The sequence below is a fragment of the Martelella limonii genome (assembly GCF_013344475.1).
GTDB lineage: Bacteria > Pseudomonadota > Alphaproteobacteria > Rhizobiales > Rhizobiaceae > Martelella > Martelella limonii.
Window position 1 is genome coordinate 947,358 of the sequence record NZ_JABUOU010000001.1, and the last position, 14,931, is coordinate 962,288.

The 14,931-nt window shown below is 62.4% G+C and carries 15 protein-coding genes; 9 read left to right on the forward strand and 6 right to left on the reverse strand.

Annotated features, from left to right (window positions below):
- Positions 1-29: 29 nt before the first annotated feature.
- The 5 genes from HPQ62_RS04415 to HPQ62_RS04435 all read right to left on the reverse strand — a co-directional run bounded on the left by HPQ62_RS04415 (position 30) and on the right by HPQ62_RS04435 (position 4,775).
- Positions 30-1,004: a LysR substrate-binding domain-containing protein gene (locus HPQ62_RS04415; RefSeq protein WP_174801256.1), complete on the reverse strand. Its 975-nt coding sequence runs from the start codon at positions 1,002-1,004 to the stop codon at positions 30-32.
- 79 nt (positions 1,005-1,083) lie between these two features.
- The gene (locus HPQ62_RS04420; protein ID WP_174801257.1) at positions 1,084-1,971 is read right to left on the reverse strand and encodes an NAD(P)-dependent oxidoreductase; all 888 of its coding nucleotides are present in this window, start codon (positions 1,969-1,971) and stop codon (positions 1,084-1,086) included.
- A 7-nt stretch (positions 1,972-1,978) separates the two neighbouring features.
- Positions 1,979-3,238, reverse strand: a complete 1,260-nt coding sequence (locus tag HPQ62_RS04425; protein ID WP_174801258.1) for a TRAP transporter large permease — start codon at positions 3,236-3,238, stop codon at positions 1,979-1,981.
- Positions 3,235-3,798 (reverse strand): TRAP transporter small permease, encoded by a 564-nt coding sequence (locus tag HPQ62_RS04430; RefSeq protein ID WP_174801259.1) that lies wholly within the window; start codon positions 3,796-3,798, stop codon positions 3,235-3,237. The genes HPQ62_RS04425 and HPQ62_RS04430 overlap by 4 nt, the downstream gene beginning before the upstream one ends.
- On the reverse strand, positions 3,798-4,775 hold the full coding sequence (locus tag HPQ62_RS04435) for a TRAP transporter substrate-binding protein (RefSeq protein WP_174801260.1): 978 nt from the start codon (positions 4,773-4,775) through the stop codon (positions 3,798-3,800). The genes HPQ62_RS04430 and HPQ62_RS04435 overlap by 1 nt, the downstream gene beginning before the upstream one ends.
- A gap of 306 nt (positions 4,776-5,081) precedes the next feature.
- Between HPQ62_RS04435 and HPQ62_RS04440 the strand changes: the two genes are divergently transcribed.
- From HPQ62_RS04440 to dhaL, 5 genes are all read left to right on the forward strand, one after another.
- Positions 5,082-5,936, forward strand: a complete 855-nt coding sequence (locus HPQ62_RS04440) for a transketolase (protein ID WP_174801261.1) — start codon at positions 5,082-5,084, stop codon at positions 5,934-5,936.
- Positions 5,937-5,948: 12 nt separating this feature from the next.
- Positions 5,949-6,995, forward strand: a complete 1,047-nt coding sequence (locus HPQ62_RS04445) for a transketolase family protein (RefSeq protein WP_174801262.1) — start codon at positions 5,949-5,951, stop codon at positions 6,993-6,995.
- A gap of 64 nt (positions 6,996-7,059) precedes the next feature.
- Positions 7,060-7,818, forward strand: a complete 759-nt coding sequence (locus tag HPQ62_RS04450; protein ID WP_174801263.1) for an SDR family NAD(P)-dependent oxidoreductase — start codon at positions 7,060-7,062, stop codon at positions 7,816-7,818.
- Positions 7,819-7,879: 61 nt separating this feature from the next.
- Positions 7,880-8,701 carry a sugar phosphate isomerase/epimerase family protein gene (locus tag HPQ62_RS04455; protein WP_174801264.1) on the forward strand — a complete coding sequence of 274 codons (822 nt, stop codon included), beginning with the start codon at positions 7,880-7,882 and terminating at the stop codon, positions 8,699-8,701.
- Between the two features lie 25 nt (positions 8,702-8,726).
- A complete protein-coding gene (dhaL, locus tag HPQ62_RS04460; RefSeq protein WP_174801265.1) occupies positions 8,727-10,478 on the forward strand; it encodes a dihydroxyacetone kinase subunit DhaL in 1,752 nt (583 codons plus the stop codon).
- Positions 10,479-10,530: 52 nt separating this feature from the next.
- Here the strand turns inward: dhaL and HPQ62_RS04465 are convergent, their stop codons facing one another.
- Positions 10,531-11,037, reverse strand: a complete 507-nt coding sequence (locus HPQ62_RS04465; RefSeq protein ID WP_174801266.1) for a PAS and helix-turn-helix domain-containing protein — start codon at positions 11,035-11,037, stop codon at positions 10,531-10,533.
- Between the two features lie 139 nt (positions 11,038-11,176).
- Here HPQ62_RS04465 and HPQ62_RS04470 point away from each other — a divergent pair, with 139 nt between their 5' ends.
- The 4 genes from HPQ62_RS04470 (at position 11,177) to HPQ62_RS04485 (ending at position 14,927) form a co-directional block, all read left to right on the forward strand.
- On the forward strand, positions 11,177-11,890 hold the full coding sequence (locus HPQ62_RS04470; protein ID WP_174801267.1) for a CoA transferase subunit A: 714 nt from the start codon (positions 11,177-11,179) through the stop codon (positions 11,888-11,890).
- Positions 11,890-12,549 carry a 3-oxoacid CoA-transferase subunit B gene (locus HPQ62_RS04475; protein WP_174801268.1) on the forward strand — a complete coding sequence of 220 codons (660 nt, stop codon included), beginning with the start codon at positions 11,890-11,892 and terminating at the stop codon, positions 12,547-12,549. The genes HPQ62_RS04470 and HPQ62_RS04475 overlap by 1 nt, the downstream gene beginning before the upstream one ends.
- Positions 12,546-13,721: an acetyl-CoA C-acetyltransferase gene (locus HPQ62_RS04480; RefSeq protein ID WP_174801269.1), complete on the forward strand. Its 1,176-nt coding sequence runs from the start codon at positions 12,546-12,548 to the stop codon at positions 13,719-13,721. The genes HPQ62_RS04475 and HPQ62_RS04480 overlap by 4 nt, the downstream gene beginning before the upstream one ends.
- A 189-nt stretch (positions 13,722-13,910) precedes the next feature.
- Positions 13,911-14,927, forward strand: a complete 1,017-nt coding sequence (locus HPQ62_RS04485; RefSeq protein WP_174801270.1) for an ABC transporter substrate-binding protein — start codon at positions 13,911-13,913, stop codon at positions 14,925-14,927.
- Positions 14,928-14,931 lie beyond the last annotated feature (4 nt).

Sequence of the window (14,931 nt, forward strand, 5' to 3'; positions counted from 1 at the left end):
CAATGCAAAATGTCATGCGGCTGGAGGGACTATCTGAGGCCCGGCTCGGCATCGCGCGCAAGACGCAGCCGGCAGCCCTGCGCAACCAGCATGTCGCGCGCCGTTCGGTCGAAGGTCTCGGCCTCCTTCAGGATCCAGTCGATGAACAGCCGCACCACGCGGCGGTTGACATGCCTGCCGGGGCATACCGCCCAATAAGCCGGAAACTCGATCACGTCGAATTGCGGACTGAATGGCACGAGGGTCCCGCGTTCGAGATCCTCTTGAGCAAGCGTGGCGGAATCGAGCACCACCCCTGCCCCGTCGCGCGCGAGCTGGATCGCCATAGACGACCGATCGAAGCGCAGCGCGCTTGTTTCGGTGGGCGCTGCAATTTCATGCACCATCAGCCACACATCCCATTGGTAGAGCGCCTTCACCGAATGGATCAGCCGTGAATGGGAAAACTGGACAATCGGATCGGGGCTGATCGATCGCATCTGTTCGCGATAATCCGGGCTGCACATCGGCAGCACGAAATCATTGATGATGCACTCCGTATGCAACCCTTCCCAGGCACCGGACCCATACCGAAGATCAAGATCGATCACCTCGGTTTCGAAATCGGAGAAATCGGGAGAGGCATCGATGCGCACACCCCAGTCCGGATGGGAATCGACGAAGCGCTTGAGCCGCGGCGTCAGCCAGCGCACCGCGAAGCTCGGGCTGGAGCGCAGGGTCAGCTGATGGCTGTTGCGCTGGTGAACCAGCGCCGAACGGGCATCGCGGATCATCCGCAGCGCCGAGGTGGTCGTCTGGAACAGCATCTCGCCATCGATCGTCAGCGTCAGCCGCCGGTCCTTGCGCCTGAACAGACGCACGCCCCACTGTTCCTCAAGTTGCTTGAGCTGCTGGCTGACCGCTGCCGTCGAGACGCCGAGCTCGGCTGCTGCAAGCGTCACCCGCCCGGTGCGCGCAACAGCTTCGAAATAGGCCAACGAATTGAGGTTGGGGCTGATCGGCATGGCGGCCTCCAAAGCAGCTTGGGCGCGCCCGTTGCAAAAACAGACACGCCCACCTCATGCGGCCTTCGGGAGGAAGCTGTCAACCCATGCCATTGAGCCGGCGGTAGGCCGCAACCACCTGGCTATCATCGCGAGAACCATTGCCCGCGCCGCTTTCTGCAAGAAACATCTGGTGCGCGGCAGCCGCAAGCGGCAGCGCCATGCCTGCGGCGCGTCCGGTCGCAAGCGCAATGCCGAGATCCTTCACGAAAATGTCCACCGCGCTGGTGACAGGCGGTTCGTCCATCAGCATGCGCGGCCCGCGGTCCTTGAGCATCCAGCTGGAGGCGGCCGAACCGGACACGATCTCGAGCAGCGTGGCCGTGTCGACCCCTGCCTTTTCGCCGAGCGCCATCGCTTCGCCTGCTGCGGCGAGATGAACTCCGCACAGCAACTGGTTGATCGCCTTCACCGCAGCGCCCTGACCAACCTCCGGTCCACAGTGGTAAAGCTTGTCGCCCATGGCCCGAAGAAGTGCTTCGACATGGTCATAGGCAGACCTTGGCGCGCCGACCATGATTGTCAGCGTTCCGGCCCTGGCGCCGACGACGCCACCGGAAACCGGGCAATCGACGAGAACCTTGCCTTCTGCCGATACCTCGCTGTCGAGCATCACCACCTCGTCCTGCGGACAGGTGGCCATCAGGCAGACATGCGCGCCTTCTGGCAGCGCCTGCAGCGCTCCCGCGCCGACGAGCACGCTGCGGGCCTGGGCGGCATTCACCACCATCAGCACCAGTGCATCGGCCCCTGCGCAGGCTGAGGAGAGGCTGGCCGCCGGCTTGCCGCCGGCAGACACCAGTGCCTCCATGGCCTCCTGGCGCATGTCAAAACCGCGCACCTCGTGTCCGGCCTTCACCAGGTTTTGCGCCATCGGCAGTCCCATCGATCCGAGACCGACAAAGGCGACTTTCATTTTCGACGACATATCAACCTCAGTAGAACGTCAGGAAAGGAACATAGGAGATCAGCGCAAGCACCGTGATCGCGACCATGTAGAAAGGCCACAATTCACGCACGACCGCACCGATCGGAACCTTCGCGATGACCGCGCCGATGAACAGCGTCGTGCCGATCGGCGGGGTGAACAGCCCGATCGAAAGGTTGATGCAGATCATCACGCCGAGCTGGACGAGATCGAGGCCGATCGCCTGGGCGATTGCGACAAAGGTCGGACCAAGCAGCAGGATCGCGGCGGGCAGATCGAGGAACATGCCGACGACCAGCATGATGATGTTCATCATCAGGATGATCATGTACTTGTTGCCGAGCGTCTCCTGCGCCCATTGGGCGACATAGGTTGGGACGCGTTCGGAAATCAGCACGTGGCCGACAAGGCTCGACGCGGTAATCACCAGCATGACCACGCCGGTGGTGATGACCGTGCCGACAAGCGCCTCCTGAAGCCGCTTCACCGTGAGATCGCGGTAGATCAGCACGCTGACGATCAGCGCATAGGCAACCGCAATCACGCTGACTTCTGTCGGCGTTGCAATGCCGGCGCGCAGCAGCACGATGATGATGAACGGCATGGCAAGCGCAGGCGCTGCGGAAACAATGGTGGAGCCGAGCCGCTTCAGCCCGCCGGTATCGCTCAGACGCGGGAAATTGCGGATGCGGCCAGACAGGTAGCACACCATCATCATGCCGAAGGCAAGCAGCAAGCCCGGCAGGATGGCCGCCGAAAACAGGCTCGCGATCGAAGCGTTCGACACCGTGGAAAACAGGATCAGCGGGATCGAGGGCGGGATGAGACCGGCAATCGTGGACGACGACGCGGTAACGGCAGCCGCAAAGCCTGCGGGATAGCCTTCGCGCTTCTGCCACGGGATCAGCATCGTGCCGAGCGCGGAGGCCTCGGCGACCGCCGATCCGGAAACGCCGCCGAAGATCGTCGAGCCAACCACGGTGACCTGGCCAAGACCGCCATGAAAGCGGCCCACCAGATTGGCGGCAAACTGGATCAGCTTCTGGCCGAGCGTTCCGGTCATCATCAGCGAGCCGGAAAGAATGAAGAAAGGAATGGCGAGCAGCGGAAAGCTCTGCGTCGGCTGGAACAGCTTGACCACGGCAACGACCGTCGGGGTTCCGCCATCGATCAGGATCGCGGCGCCGGCGGCGATGATCAGCGCATAGCCGACCGGAACAGACAGCGTCAGCATTACGGCAAAAAGGCCGGTCATGATTGCGGTCATGTCGTGTGCTCCACATCGGTCTCGAACAGGGTTTCCGGATCATCGGCGTAGGCGGTGCGGACAAGGTTGATCACCGAAGCAACCGCAATGCCGCCAAAGCCGAACAGCAGCGCGCTGTAGGCCCAGGCCTGACCGAGCCCCGTCATCGGGAAAACCTGTACCCGGGTGATCTGGATCACCTGCAGGGAAAGATAGGCGAGATAGAAGAAGGAAACGGCAACCAGAAGATGGATACCCATCATCAGCACCCTGAGCTGGGCGGTGTTGAGCATCGACCTGAAGGCCTCGGCGGCGATATGCGCTCCCCTGAGCGCGCCAAGGACGATCCCGCCCATGATCAGCCAGGGAAACAGGATATTGGGAACTTCGTTCGGCCAGCCAAGGCTTGCGTCGGTCATGTAGCGAACGACCACCTCGGCAATCAGGGAGAAGAAGATCACCACCACGGAGCCGACCGCGATTGCCATCGAGATACGGTCGAGCAGCCAGCCCAACCCTTCAGCGAGGCGCAAGGCGGGAGTTCCCGCCTTGCGCGCCGTCCGGATACCGTCGGCGTTCATTACTTTGCTGCCGCTTCTTTGGCGGACGACACCAGCTGGTCAACCAGCTCGGGGTACTGTTCGTGCCACTTGTCGTAGACAGACTGGGTTGCGGCAACGAAGGGAGCCGGATCGACATCGTTGATCTTGATGCCTTCGGCTTCCAGGATGCCGCGCAGTTCAGCAGTCTGGTCGCGCACCATCTGGCGGTTCAGTTCGCCGGCTTCAACGGCTGCATCGCGAACGGCCTGCTGGTCTTCCGGCGACAGCGAATCAAACACGATCTTCGAGGCCAGGAACGGCGTCGATTCATATTTGTGGTTGGTCATCGAGATGTAGGGCTGCACTTCCTGAAGCTTGGAAGAGTAGATGTTGATCAGCGGGTTTTCCTGCCCGTCGACAACGCCCTGCTGCAACGCGATGTAAAGCTCGGAGAACGCCATCGGGGTCGCCGACGCACCAAGCGCGGTGAAGATGTCGATCGTCATCGGATCCGGTGGCGTGCGGATCTTCATGCCCTTCAGGTCTTCCGGCGTGTTGATCGGCTTTTTGGAATTCGACGTTTCGCGAATGCCGTTGTTCCACCATGCCAGAACCACCAGTCCCTGCTTTTCGGCAGCTTCCGCGATCTGATCGCCCGCAGGGCCATCCATCACGGCTTCGGCCTGCTCGAGGTTCTGGAACAGGAAGGGCAGACCGAGAAGCGCGATCTCCGGAACGACGGCCGAAGTCGTGCCCTGCGAGTTTGCAGAGAAAGCAATAGTGCCGAGGCGCATATTGGTGATCGTTTCGGCATCGTCGCCGAACTGGGCGGAGCCGCCGACATCGACGGTAATGCGGCCGTCGGTCTTTTCATTGACCAGTTCAGCAAACTTCAGCGACGCAACGTCCTTCGGATTGCCGGGGGCCGCATTGTGCGAAAGCTGGAGCGTTTCGGCAAATGCCTGCGTGGCGCAGAGCGAAACGACCGCTGCTGCGAGTAAGTGAGCTATCTTCATGAACTCCTCCCTGAGAGCTGTTTAATCGAGGCAATAGGCGAACAGGAGCCGCATGCTCAGCGGGTGAGAGGACGAGCCATAATGTTTACAGATAGCTATGCCAACCTCAAACAGGCTGACCCTCCTCCTGGCAACCAAACCTCCTGCTGCCTGACCGCAGCGAACTTTGCGTATTTTGAAACGCCCGTCACCTAAGTTAAACTTAACAACTAGTTCGATTTTCTTAATTGCGGGAAGCCCCCTCCTGAGTCCAGTAAATTGCGAGACTGGCCACAAAACGGTCAGCAGCACGATACGGGAGGAAACATGACCAGTCATCAACCGGCAGCGTCGCTGTCGAACATGAGTCTTGAGCGCCGCGCTTGGGAGATCCGCCGCAAGGCGGTCCGCATGGGCGAAGTTCAGGGCCAGGGTTATGTCGGCCAGGCCCTCGGTGTCGCCGACGTGCTCGCCGCTTCCTATTTCCACGCACTGAACTATCGCCCGGATGAGCCTCTATGGGAAGGCCGGGACCGCTTCCTGCTGTCGATCGGTCATTATGCCATTGCGCTTTATGCGGCCCTGATCGAGGCGAAGATCCTGCCCGAGCACGAACTCGAAACCTATGGCACCGATGACAGCCGCCTGCCGATGTCCGGCATGGCCGCCTATACGCCCGGCATGGAAATCACCGGCGGATCGCTTGGGCATGGGCTCGGCATCGCTGTCGGCATGGCGCTCGGCCTCAAGGCCAAGAAGAACGGCGCCTTCGTTTACAATCTGATGTCGGACGGCGAGCTCGGCGAGGGCTCGACGTGGGAAGCGGCGATGTCTGCCGCCCACCACCGCCTCGGCAATCTGATCTGCCTGGTCGACTTCAACAACCAGCAGGCCGATGGCAAGTCGACGGAAATGCTCTCCTCCGAGCCACTGCCGGAGAAGTGGGCTGCCTTTGGCTGGCAAGTCCAGCGCGTTGACGGAAACGATATGGACGCCGTGGTCAAGGCGCTCGACGCCGCCCGCAACCACGCTGGCGACCAGCCGCGCGTGATCATCTGCGACACGCTGATGTGCAAGGGCGTGCCCTTCCTCGAGCAGCGCGAAATCACCCATTTCGTGCGGGTGGAAGCGGATGAATGGCAGAAGGCGCTTGCCGTTCTCGACGAAAACCGGCCGGAGTGAGGGAGAAGAACCATGAGCACAGCCCAGAATTACGATCCCCACCGCAAATGGGAACCCCGCCAGGCACCGAAGCCCGGAGAAGGCGGCCGCACGTCGGCGATGATCGCATCGCTCGCAGCCGAAGGCTATGACACGGTCTCAGCCCCGTTCGGCCATGCCCTGGTCGAGGAAGCGAAGAAGAATGACCGCATCGTCGGACTCACGGCCGACCTTGCGAAATACACCGACCTCCACATCTTTGGCGAAGCCTTCCCGGATCGCTTCTACCAGATGGGCATGGCGGAACAGGTGATGATTTCGGCCGCTGCCGGTATGGCGCGCGAAGGCTTCATTCCCTTTGCCACCACCTATGCCGTCTTCGCCTCTCGCCGCGCCTATGACTTCATCGCCATGGCGATCGCCGAGGAATATCTGCCGGTCAAGATCGTCTGCGCCCTGCCCGGCCTTTCCACCGGTTACGGCCCGAGCCACCAGGCTACCGAAGACATCGCGATTTTCCGCGGCCTGCCGAACCTGACGATCGTCGACCCGTGCGATGCCATCGATGTGATGGAAGCGGTCCCCGCAATCACCGCGCATCCGGGCCCCGTCTATATGCGCCTGCCGCGCGGCAAGGTGCCGTCCGTGATCCGCGACCATTGCCCGGACTACAAGTTCGAGCTCGGCAAGGCCAAGCTCCTGCGTGACGGCACGGACGCGCTGCTCGTCACCTCCGGCTTCATGACCATGCGCGCACTTGATGCGGCGAAGGAACTCGAGGCGGACAATATTTCGGTCGCCGTGCTGCACTGCCCGACGATCAAACCCCTCGATCAGGAGACCATCCTGCGCGAGGCCGGCAAGAGCGGCCGCCTTGTCGTGACCGCCGAAAACCACACCGTGGTGGGAGGACTTGGCGAGGCCGTGGCTTCAACGCTTCTGACCAACGGCGTCACGCCGCCGTTCAAGATGATCGGCCTGCCCGACCAGTTCCTGGATGCGGGCGCGTTGCCGAGCCTTCACGATCGCTACGGCATTTCCACTGCGGCCATCAAGGATCAGCTTCGCGGCTGGCTCTGATTTAACAAAGACCTGAACAACCGGACCTTTTCGGCCGGACATATGAGCAAATGGGAGACTGAATATGGGTACTGCTCTTCTGGAAGGTAAATTCGCCGTGATCACCGGCGCCGCGTCGAAGCGCGGCCTCGGCAAGGCAACGGCGAAGCTCTTCGCCGAACACGGCGCGACCGTGGCGATTCTCGATCTCGATGAGGCCGCCGCGCAGCAGGCAGCAGCCGATCTCGGCCCGCAGCATGTCGGCATGGCCTGCAATGTCACCGATCTCGAAGCAGCCAAGAAGGTGATGCAGGCGCTCGTCGAAAAATGGGGCCAGATCGATATCCTCGTCAACAATGCCGGCATCACCCAGCCGCTGAAGATCATGGAGATCGGTCCCGGCAACTACGACGCCGTTCTCGACGTGAACCTGCGCGGAACCCTCTACTGCAGCCAGGCGGTGATCCCGCACATGCGCGAGCGCAAGCAGGGCAAGATCGTCAACCTGTCTTCGGTCTCCGCACAGCGCGGCGGCGGCATTTTCGGCGGCCCGCACTATTCGGCGGCAAAGGCTGGTGTCCTCGGCCTCACAAAGGCCATGGCGCGCGAACTCGCCCCCGACAATGTCCGCGTCAATGCGATCTGCCCCGGCTTCATCGCAACCGACATCACCGGTGGCATGCTGACGCCCGAGAAGCTGACGGAAATCGAAGCCGGCATCCCGATGGCCCGTGCAGGCAAGGCTGAAGAAGTTGCCGGCTGCGCGCTGTTCCTGGCGTCCGACCTCTCCGCTTACGTCACGGGCTCGGAAGTCGACGTCAACGGCGGCTCGCTGATCCACTAACCAAAGTTCCGGCTGCTGCGGCCCCTCCCGGTCGCAGCAGCATTTTTTTATCGAGGATGACATGAAGCTCGGTCTTGGCAGCTACGCGTTCCGCTGGTCCATCGGCATCGGCAATATCCAGCCCGACGTGCCGATGACGGCCTTCGAAGTGCTTGATATCGCAAACAAGCATGGCCTGAAACTGGTCCAGTATGCGGACAACATGCCGCTCGACCGTCTGAGCGCTGAGGACCATAAAGCCCTGAAGGCACAGGCAGACGGATACGGCATGGCGCTCGAGCTTGGCACCCAGTGCTTCAATGCCGAGCAGCTTGCCCGCTACATCCCGATCGGCGAGCGCATCGGATCGAAGATCCTGAGGGTCGCGCTCGATGCCGAGGACGCATTCGTTCCCGTGCCGGAACTCGCCGCCCAGCTCAAGGAGCTTCTGGTCGATGCCCGCAAGGCCGGGATGCGGATCGCGATCGAGAACCATTTCAACTACCCCTCGCCGCGTATGGTCGAGCTGCTCGATGCCGTATCCGACGATTCGCTTGGCGTCTGCCTCGATGTCGCCAACTCGATCTGCGCCGGCGAATGGCCAATGACCACGGTGCGGATGCTGGCGCCCTACACCATCAACCTGCATCTCAAGGACTACGAAATCACGCCGGACCCCTATGGTGTGGGCTTCCGCATCCACGGCACGCCGCTCGGCGAAGGCCGGGCCGAAATCAGCGAAATTCTCGATTGCCTTTCCCACTGCCCGGATGACATGAGCGTCATCCTTGAACATTGGTTGCCGCAGAGCGACGACATGGAAGAGACCCGGCGGATCGAGCATGAATGGCTTGCCCGCACGGTCGCTGCCGCCAAACGCCTGGTTCCCGGAGATCACGGCTGAGGACCCCAATCTTGAGGAGGAAACCATGACGAAGACAAAGAAACTGATCAACGCCCCGGAAGACATCATTCCCGAATTCATCGAGGGACTGGTCGGCGCCTATCCGGACCTGCTGTGCGTGGAAGGTGGCACCGGACGCGCGGTCGTCGCCAAGAACGGCCCCCGCGATGGCAAGGTCGGCATCGTGATCGGCGGCGGCTCGGGCCATGAACCGGCCTTTGCAGGCTATGTCGGGCGCGGTCTTGCCGATGCGGCGGCCGTCGGCAATGTCTTCGCCTCCCCCTCGCCCGAACAGATCCTCGACGCCGGACGCGCGGCCGATGGCGGCGCGGGCGTCGTCTTCCTCTACGGCAATTACACCGGCGACGTCCTGAACTTCACCATGGCGGCAGAAGATCTCGCCGCCGAGGGCACGCCTGTTAGGCACATAGCAGTGACGGACGACGTCGCCTCTGCCCCGCGCGAGCGGATCGGCGAACGGCGCGGTGTGGCCGGCGACTTCTTCGTCTTCAAATGCGCTGGCGCTGCCGCAGATCGCGGCGATGATATCGATACGGTCGAGGCGATGGCCCGGCTTGCGAACGAACGTTGCCGGTCGATGGGCGTGGCGCTTGGCGCCTGCTCGCTGCCCCAGACCGGCAAACCCAATTTCGAGATCGGCGCGGAAGACATGGAAATCGGCATGGGCATCCATGGCGAACCGGGGATGCGCCGGACCAGGCTCGAAACGGCCGACAGTGTCGTCGACACGTTGATGGCGCCGATCCTGGAAGAGCTTGCGCTTGCCGCAGGCGATCGCGTTGCCGTTCTGGTCAACGGCCTTGGCGCGACGACGCAGCTTGAACTCTTCGTGCTGTTCCGCCGCGTCCGCAAGATTCTTGGCGAGAAGGATATCGCCATTCACAACAGCTGGGTCGGCGAATACGCAACCTCGCTCGAAATGGCAGGCGCCTCGATCACGCTTCTGAAGCTTGACGATACGCTGACCGCGCTCCTCGACCATCCATGCCAGACCCCTGCGCTCAGCGTGGGTGCTGCTGGCGACATCGCGCCTGCCGGCAAGCGCAGCGCCCGTGTCGTCAAGGAGGGCGCCAAGGCCCAGGCCATCGACAGGGCATCGCTGAAGGACAGCGGCGCGATCACGCCCGTGCTCTTCGTCACGATGATGGATGCCATCGCAGATGCGATCCGCGACAAGCAGAACTGGCTCTCCGAACTTGACGGCGTGATCGGCGACGGCGACCACGGCGTGACCATGAATATCGGCTGGAGCGCGGTGAAGGTCGAGCTTGACAACCGCGAGGATGACGCTGTTATCGCCGAGACCTGCGAAACGATCGCACATGCCTTCCTGACTGCCGTTGGCGCCTCGTCGGGTCCGCTTTATGCCGGCGCCTTCCGTCATGCCGCGAGCGCGGTCAGCGACCGCCTCAATCTCGATCCGGCAGCGCTGGCCGCCTGGATCAGGGGCATGAGCGACGGAATCCTGTCGCGCGGCGGCGCGAAGCCCGGCGACAAGACGATGATCGACGCCTGGGTTCCGGCAGCCGAAGCCGCTGAAAAAGCAGCCGGAGAAGGCGCGGATGAGGCAGGCGTCCTGACGGCGGCCGTCAAGGCAGCAAAGGCCGGCATGGACTATACCGCAACCATCGAAAGCCGGCGCGGCCGCTCCGCAAAGCTCGGCGCGCGTTCGGTTGGCCATGTCGACCCTGGCGCTGCCTCAGCCTTCGTATCGCTTGAGGCAATGCTGAACGCCCTGCAGTCATCAAAGGCTTAAGCGCGCGTGGCGGCCCCGCGACGGGGCCGCCCGAGCCGGTTCGAGCAGCCCGCTACTGCTCGCTGTTCAGAAACCACGCCAGCAGCTCCGCGCTGTTGGCAAGACCGAGCGTGCGGGTCAGGCGCAGGCGGTGCGCCTCCACGGTGCGGGGCGAGAGCCCGATCTCGGCGGCGATTACACCATTGGTCTTCCCCTGGGAAACGAGCGTCAGGATCTGGCGCTGGCGGCCGGTCAGCTTCATCGTCGCGCCTGTCACCGGCCGCGTCATCGGCTCGAAGCAGTAGAGCGCTGCTGCAAAGGGGTCCTTCAGATCATAGGAACGCCCGCGCACCCGGCACCAGAAGCGCCGCCCCCCCGCATCGGCCATGATCCGCTCATCGTAATAGACGGCATGTTCCGGAAGATTGACCCGCCACATTTCCCCGGTGCGCACGAAATCCTCAAGGCCTGGATAAAGGCGCGAAAAACTCCGGTCGATCAGGCTTTCCCGCTCATAACCGAAGACGGCCGCGAACTCGTCATTGCAATCGCGAATGATGCGGTGCGTGGCATAGACCATGGGCACCGGAATTTCTGCAAGCGGGAAGCGATGCGGTTGGGAGGATGGTGCGGTCATATGGTAGAAATACGACTAACGCCCGTCGAAGATCAAGCCTAATCTATTCTCACTAAACGGTTGAGAACCGGGAGGAGAAATCATGAAAAAGCAGTTTTCATCCGCAGCGGAAGCGCTTGCGGGAGAGTTGAAGGACGGCATGGTGATCATGTCGGGCGGGTTCGGCCTTTGCGGCATTCCCGAAAGCCTGATCGAAGCGGTCGAGGCGTCGGGCGCGCGTAATCTCACGGTGATTTCCAACAATGCCGGCGTCGATGGCATCGGTCTTGGCCGGCTGCTCGCGACAAAGCAGATTTCCAAGATGGTCTCGTCCTATGTCGGCGAGAACAAGCTGTTTGCCGAACAATATCTCTCTGGAGAGTTGGAGCTGGAATTCAACCCGCAGGGCACGCTCGCCGAGCGCATCCGTGCCGGCGGCGCCGGCATTCCGGCCTTCTTCACCAAGACGGGCGTCGGCACGATGATCGCCGAGGGCAAGGAAGTGCGCACATTCGACGGCGAGGATTATGTGATGGAGCGCGCGCTGTTCGCCGACATCGCGCTGGTCCACGCCTTCAGGGGCGATACCGAGGGCAATCTCGTCTATCGCAAGACCGCGCGCAACTTCAATCCGATGATGGCGACGGCGGCGAAGCTGACGGTCGCCGAGGTGGAACATCTGGTGCCCGCCGGCGAGATCGATCCCGATCACATCCATACGCCGGGCATCTTCGTCTCGAAGATCGTCGAGGTGAAGGATGCGAAGAAGCACATCGAGCAGCGCACCACCCGCAAGCGCAAAGAGGAGACCGCCTGATGGCCTGGACACGCGAACAGATGGCGGCGCGCGCCGCCCGCGAGCTTGAGGACGGCTTCTACGTCAATCTCGGCATCGGCATTCCGACCCTTGTCGCCAATTATATTCCCGATGGCATCGATGTGCGCCTCCAGAGCGAGAACGGCATGATGTCGATGGGCCCCTTCCCCTTCGAGGGCGAGGAGGACGCCGACCTGATCAATGCCGGCAAGCAGACCGTGACCGAGCTTCCGGAGACGAGCTATTTTTCGAGCGCCGATAGTTTCGGCATGATCCGCGGCGGCCATATCGACCTGTCGATCCTGGGGGCGATGCAGGTGGCTGAAAACGGCGATCTCGCCAACTGGATGATCCCGGGCAAGATGGTCAAGGGCATGGGTGGCGCAATGGATCTCGTCGCCGGCGTCAAGCGCGTCGTCGTGGTTATGGAACACGAGGCCAAGGGCAAATCCAAGCTTTTGAAGGCATGCGACCTGCCGCTGACGGGAAGCCGCGTCACCGATCTGGTGATCACCGATCTGGGCGTCTTCACGGTGGCCCGCACGGGCCCTGCGAAACTGACGCTGATCGAGCTTGCCGATGGCGTCAGCGTGGACGAAATCCGCGCAAAGACAGAAGCCGATTTCGAAGTCGCGCTCGAGACGGGAGAAACGGCATGAGCGATATCGTCATTGCCGGCGCCTGCCGCACGGCCGTCGGCGCCTTCATGAAGTCGCTCGCAACGGTGCCCGCTCATGATCTCGGCGCCGCCGTCATCAGCGAAGCGCTCACGCGCGCCGGCGTTTCCGCCAATGCGGTGGACGAGGTCATTATGGGTCAGGTGCTCACCGCAGGCGCCGGGCAGAACCCGGCGCGTCAGGCAGCGATGAAGGCCGGCATACCGGAGGCGGCAACCGCCCTTATCGTCAACCAGGTCTGTGGCTCCGGGCTGCGCGCGGTGGCCCTTGCCGCCCAGCAGATCGCGACCGGCCAGTCCCGGATCGTCGTTGCCGGCGGGCAGGAGAACATGTCGCTCTCCCCCCACTGCCAATATGCCCGCGCCGGCACCAAGATGGGCCCGATTTCGCTGGTCGACACGATGGTGAACGACGGGCTGATGGATGCCTTCAACGGCTACCACATGGGCATCACGGCGGAGAACGTGGCAAGCCGCTACGCGATCAGCCGCGACGCACAGGATGCCTTCGCGCTGCAAAGCCACCGCAAGGCCGCCGCGGCGCAGGATGCAGGCCGCTTTGAAGGCGAGATCGTTCCCTTCACGGTGAAGGACCGCCGCGGCGACGCGGTATTTGCGCGCGACGAGCAGATCCGTGCCGATGCCGATGAGGCGTCGCTTGCGAAGCTCCGCCCGGCCTTCGACAAGTCCGGCACGGTCACAGCCGGCAACGCCTCCGGCCTCAATGACGGCGCCGCCGCCATGGTTCTGATGTCCGCCGAAGAGGCCGAGAAGCGTGGCGTTCAGCCGATGGCGCGGATCAAGGCCTTCGCGACGGCGGGTGTAGACCCGGCGATCATGGGGATTGGCCCGGTCCATGCGTCTCAAAAGGCGCTCGAGCGCGCCGGATGGACTGTCGGCGATCTCGATCTTGTCGAAGCCAACGAGGCCTTTGCCGCCCAGGCCTGCGCAGTCAACGGCGCACTCGGCCTTGATCCCGCAAAGGTCAACGTCAATGGCGGCGCCATCGCGCTCGGCCATCCGATCGGGGCATCGGGCGCACGCGTGCTCGTCACCCTGCTTCACGAGATGAACCGCCGCGACGCGCGCCGGGGTCTTGCCACGCTCTGCATCGGCGGCGGCATGGGCGTTGCGATGTGCGTCGAACGGGCATGATGGTACGCCGCGCTGCCCAGGCAGCGCGGCCTCCCCGTCTGCTCCCCCTTGATCATCTGCACTTTCAGATGTCGGAACCGCTTGGAAGAACTCGGGGGATCCGCGCGAAAACATGAGTATTTTTATCTTGATTTGACAGGCTGCCGCTTCTAGAAGTCGCACGAATGACCCGAGCAGACTGGATGCGACATGAAAACGACGAAAAAACTTGGCCTTCTCGCTTGCCTGGCAACGGCACTTTCTGCCGGCGCCGCCTTCGCCGGATCGACGACCTATCCCCTGACGATCGAAAATTGCGGTGAGACGGTCGTTTTTGAAAAGGCGCCGGAACATGCCGTCGCCCTGGGTCAGAACAGCGCCGAGATCATGTTGCTTCTCGGTCTTCAGGATCGCATGGCGGCAACCGCCTTCTGGCCAAACCAGGTGCTTCCCGAACTTGCCGATGCCAATGCGCAGGTAAAACTTCTCTCCGTCGAGTTCCCGACCCTTGAAAACGTTCTCGAGCAGCAACCTGATTTCGTAGCGGCGATGCTGACCACGCTGATGGGCCCGGACAGCAAGGTTGCAAAGCGCACCGATTTCGAAGAGCTCGACATCCCGACCTACCTTTCCCCAAGCGCCTGCTCGACCAAGCTCGATACCAGCGACGCCTATGGCAGCCGCGACCAGCTCTGGAACATGGACCTGCTTTACCAGGAAATCGAGGATCTCGCGCAGATCTTCGACGTTCAGGATCGCGGCGCAGCCGTGATTGCGGATTTCAAGTCACGCGAGACGGCGCTGCGCGAACAGTTTCCGAAGAACGACAAGCTGACATTCCTGTTCTGGTTCTCAAGCGCCTCGCCGGCCGATGATGCCTATCTCGGCGGTGGCAACGGGCCCTCGGCCTTCATCGCCGATCTGCTCGGCGGCACCAATGCGCTGAAGACGGAAGCCGAATGGCCGACCCTGAACTGGGAAGGCATCATGGCGGCCGATCCGACCGTGATCGTCGCCTCCCAGGTCGATCGCAACCGCTGGGATCTCGACAAGGCCGAAAACAAGATCAAGTTCCTCACCTCAGACCCAACCGTAAGCCAGATGGATGCGGTGGAGAACGGCCGGATCGTGGTGATGAGCGGGGCGGCGATGAACCCCAGCATCCGCACGCTTTACGGCGCCGAGGAAATCGCACAGCAGTTGAAGGCGATCGACCTCCCGCAATGACGAA

Excerpts from the sequence above, each read along its gene's own strand:
- HPQ62_RS04415 (WP_174801256.1), bottom strand. The coding sequence starts at position 1,004 with ATGCCGATCAGCCCCAACCTCAATTCGTTGGCCTATTTCGAAGCTGTT.
- HPQ62_RS04475 (WP_174801268.1), top strand. The coding sequence starts at position 11,890 with ATGGCCTGGACACGCGAACAGATGGCGGCGCGCGCCGCCCGCGAGCTT.
- HPQ62_RS04445 (WP_174801262.1), top strand. The coding sequence starts at position 5,949 with ATGAGCACAGCCCAGAATTACGATCCCCACCGCAAATGGGAACCCCGC.
- HPQ62_RS04425 (WP_174801258.1), bottom strand. The coding sequence starts at position 3,238 with ATGACCGCAATCATGACCGGCCTTTTTGCCGTAATGCTGACGCTGTCT.
- HPQ62_RS04420 (WP_174801257.1), bottom strand. The coding sequence starts at position 1,971 with ATGTCGTCGAAAATGAAAGTCGCCTTTGTCGGTCTCGGATCGATGGGA.
- HPQ62_RS04430 (WP_174801259.1), bottom strand. The coding sequence starts at position 3,798 with ATGAACGCCGACGGTATCCGGACGGCGCGCAAGGCGGGAACTCCCGCC.
- HPQ62_RS04455 (WP_174801264.1), top strand. The coding sequence starts at position 7,880 with ATGAAGCTCGGTCTTGGCAGCTACGCGTTCCGCTGGTCCATCGGCATC.
- HPQ62_RS04435 (WP_174801260.1), bottom strand. The coding sequence starts at position 4,775 with ATGAAGATAGCTCACTTACTCGCAGCAGCGGTCGTTTCGCTCTGCGCC.
- HPQ62_RS04440 (WP_174801261.1), top strand. The coding sequence starts at position 5,082 with ATGACCAGTCATCAACCGGCAGCGTCGCTGTCGAACATGAGTCTTGAG.
- HPQ62_RS04470 (WP_174801267.1), top strand. The coding sequence starts at position 11,177 with ATGAAAAAGCAGTTTTCATCCGCAGCGGAAGCGCTTGCGGGAGAGTTG.
- HPQ62_RS04450 (WP_174801263.1), top strand. The coding sequence starts at position 7,060 with ATGGGTACTGCTCTTCTGGAAGGTAAATTCGCCGTGATCACCGGCGCC.
- HPQ62_RS04480 (WP_174801269.1), top strand. The coding sequence starts at position 12,546 with ATGAGCGATATCGTCATTGCCGGCGCCTGCCGCACGGCCGTCGGCGCC.
- HPQ62_RS04485 (WP_174801270.1), top strand. The coding sequence starts at position 13,911 with ATGAAAACGACGAAAAAACTTGGCCTTCTCGCTTGCCTGGCAACGGCA.
- HPQ62_RS04465 (WP_174801266.1), bottom strand. The coding sequence starts at position 11,037 with ATGGTCTATGCCACGCACCGCATCATTCGCGATTGCAATGACGAGTTC.
- dhaL (WP_174801265.1), top strand. The coding sequence starts at position 8,727 with ATGACGAAGACAAAGAAACTGATCAACGCCCCGGAAGACATCATTCCC.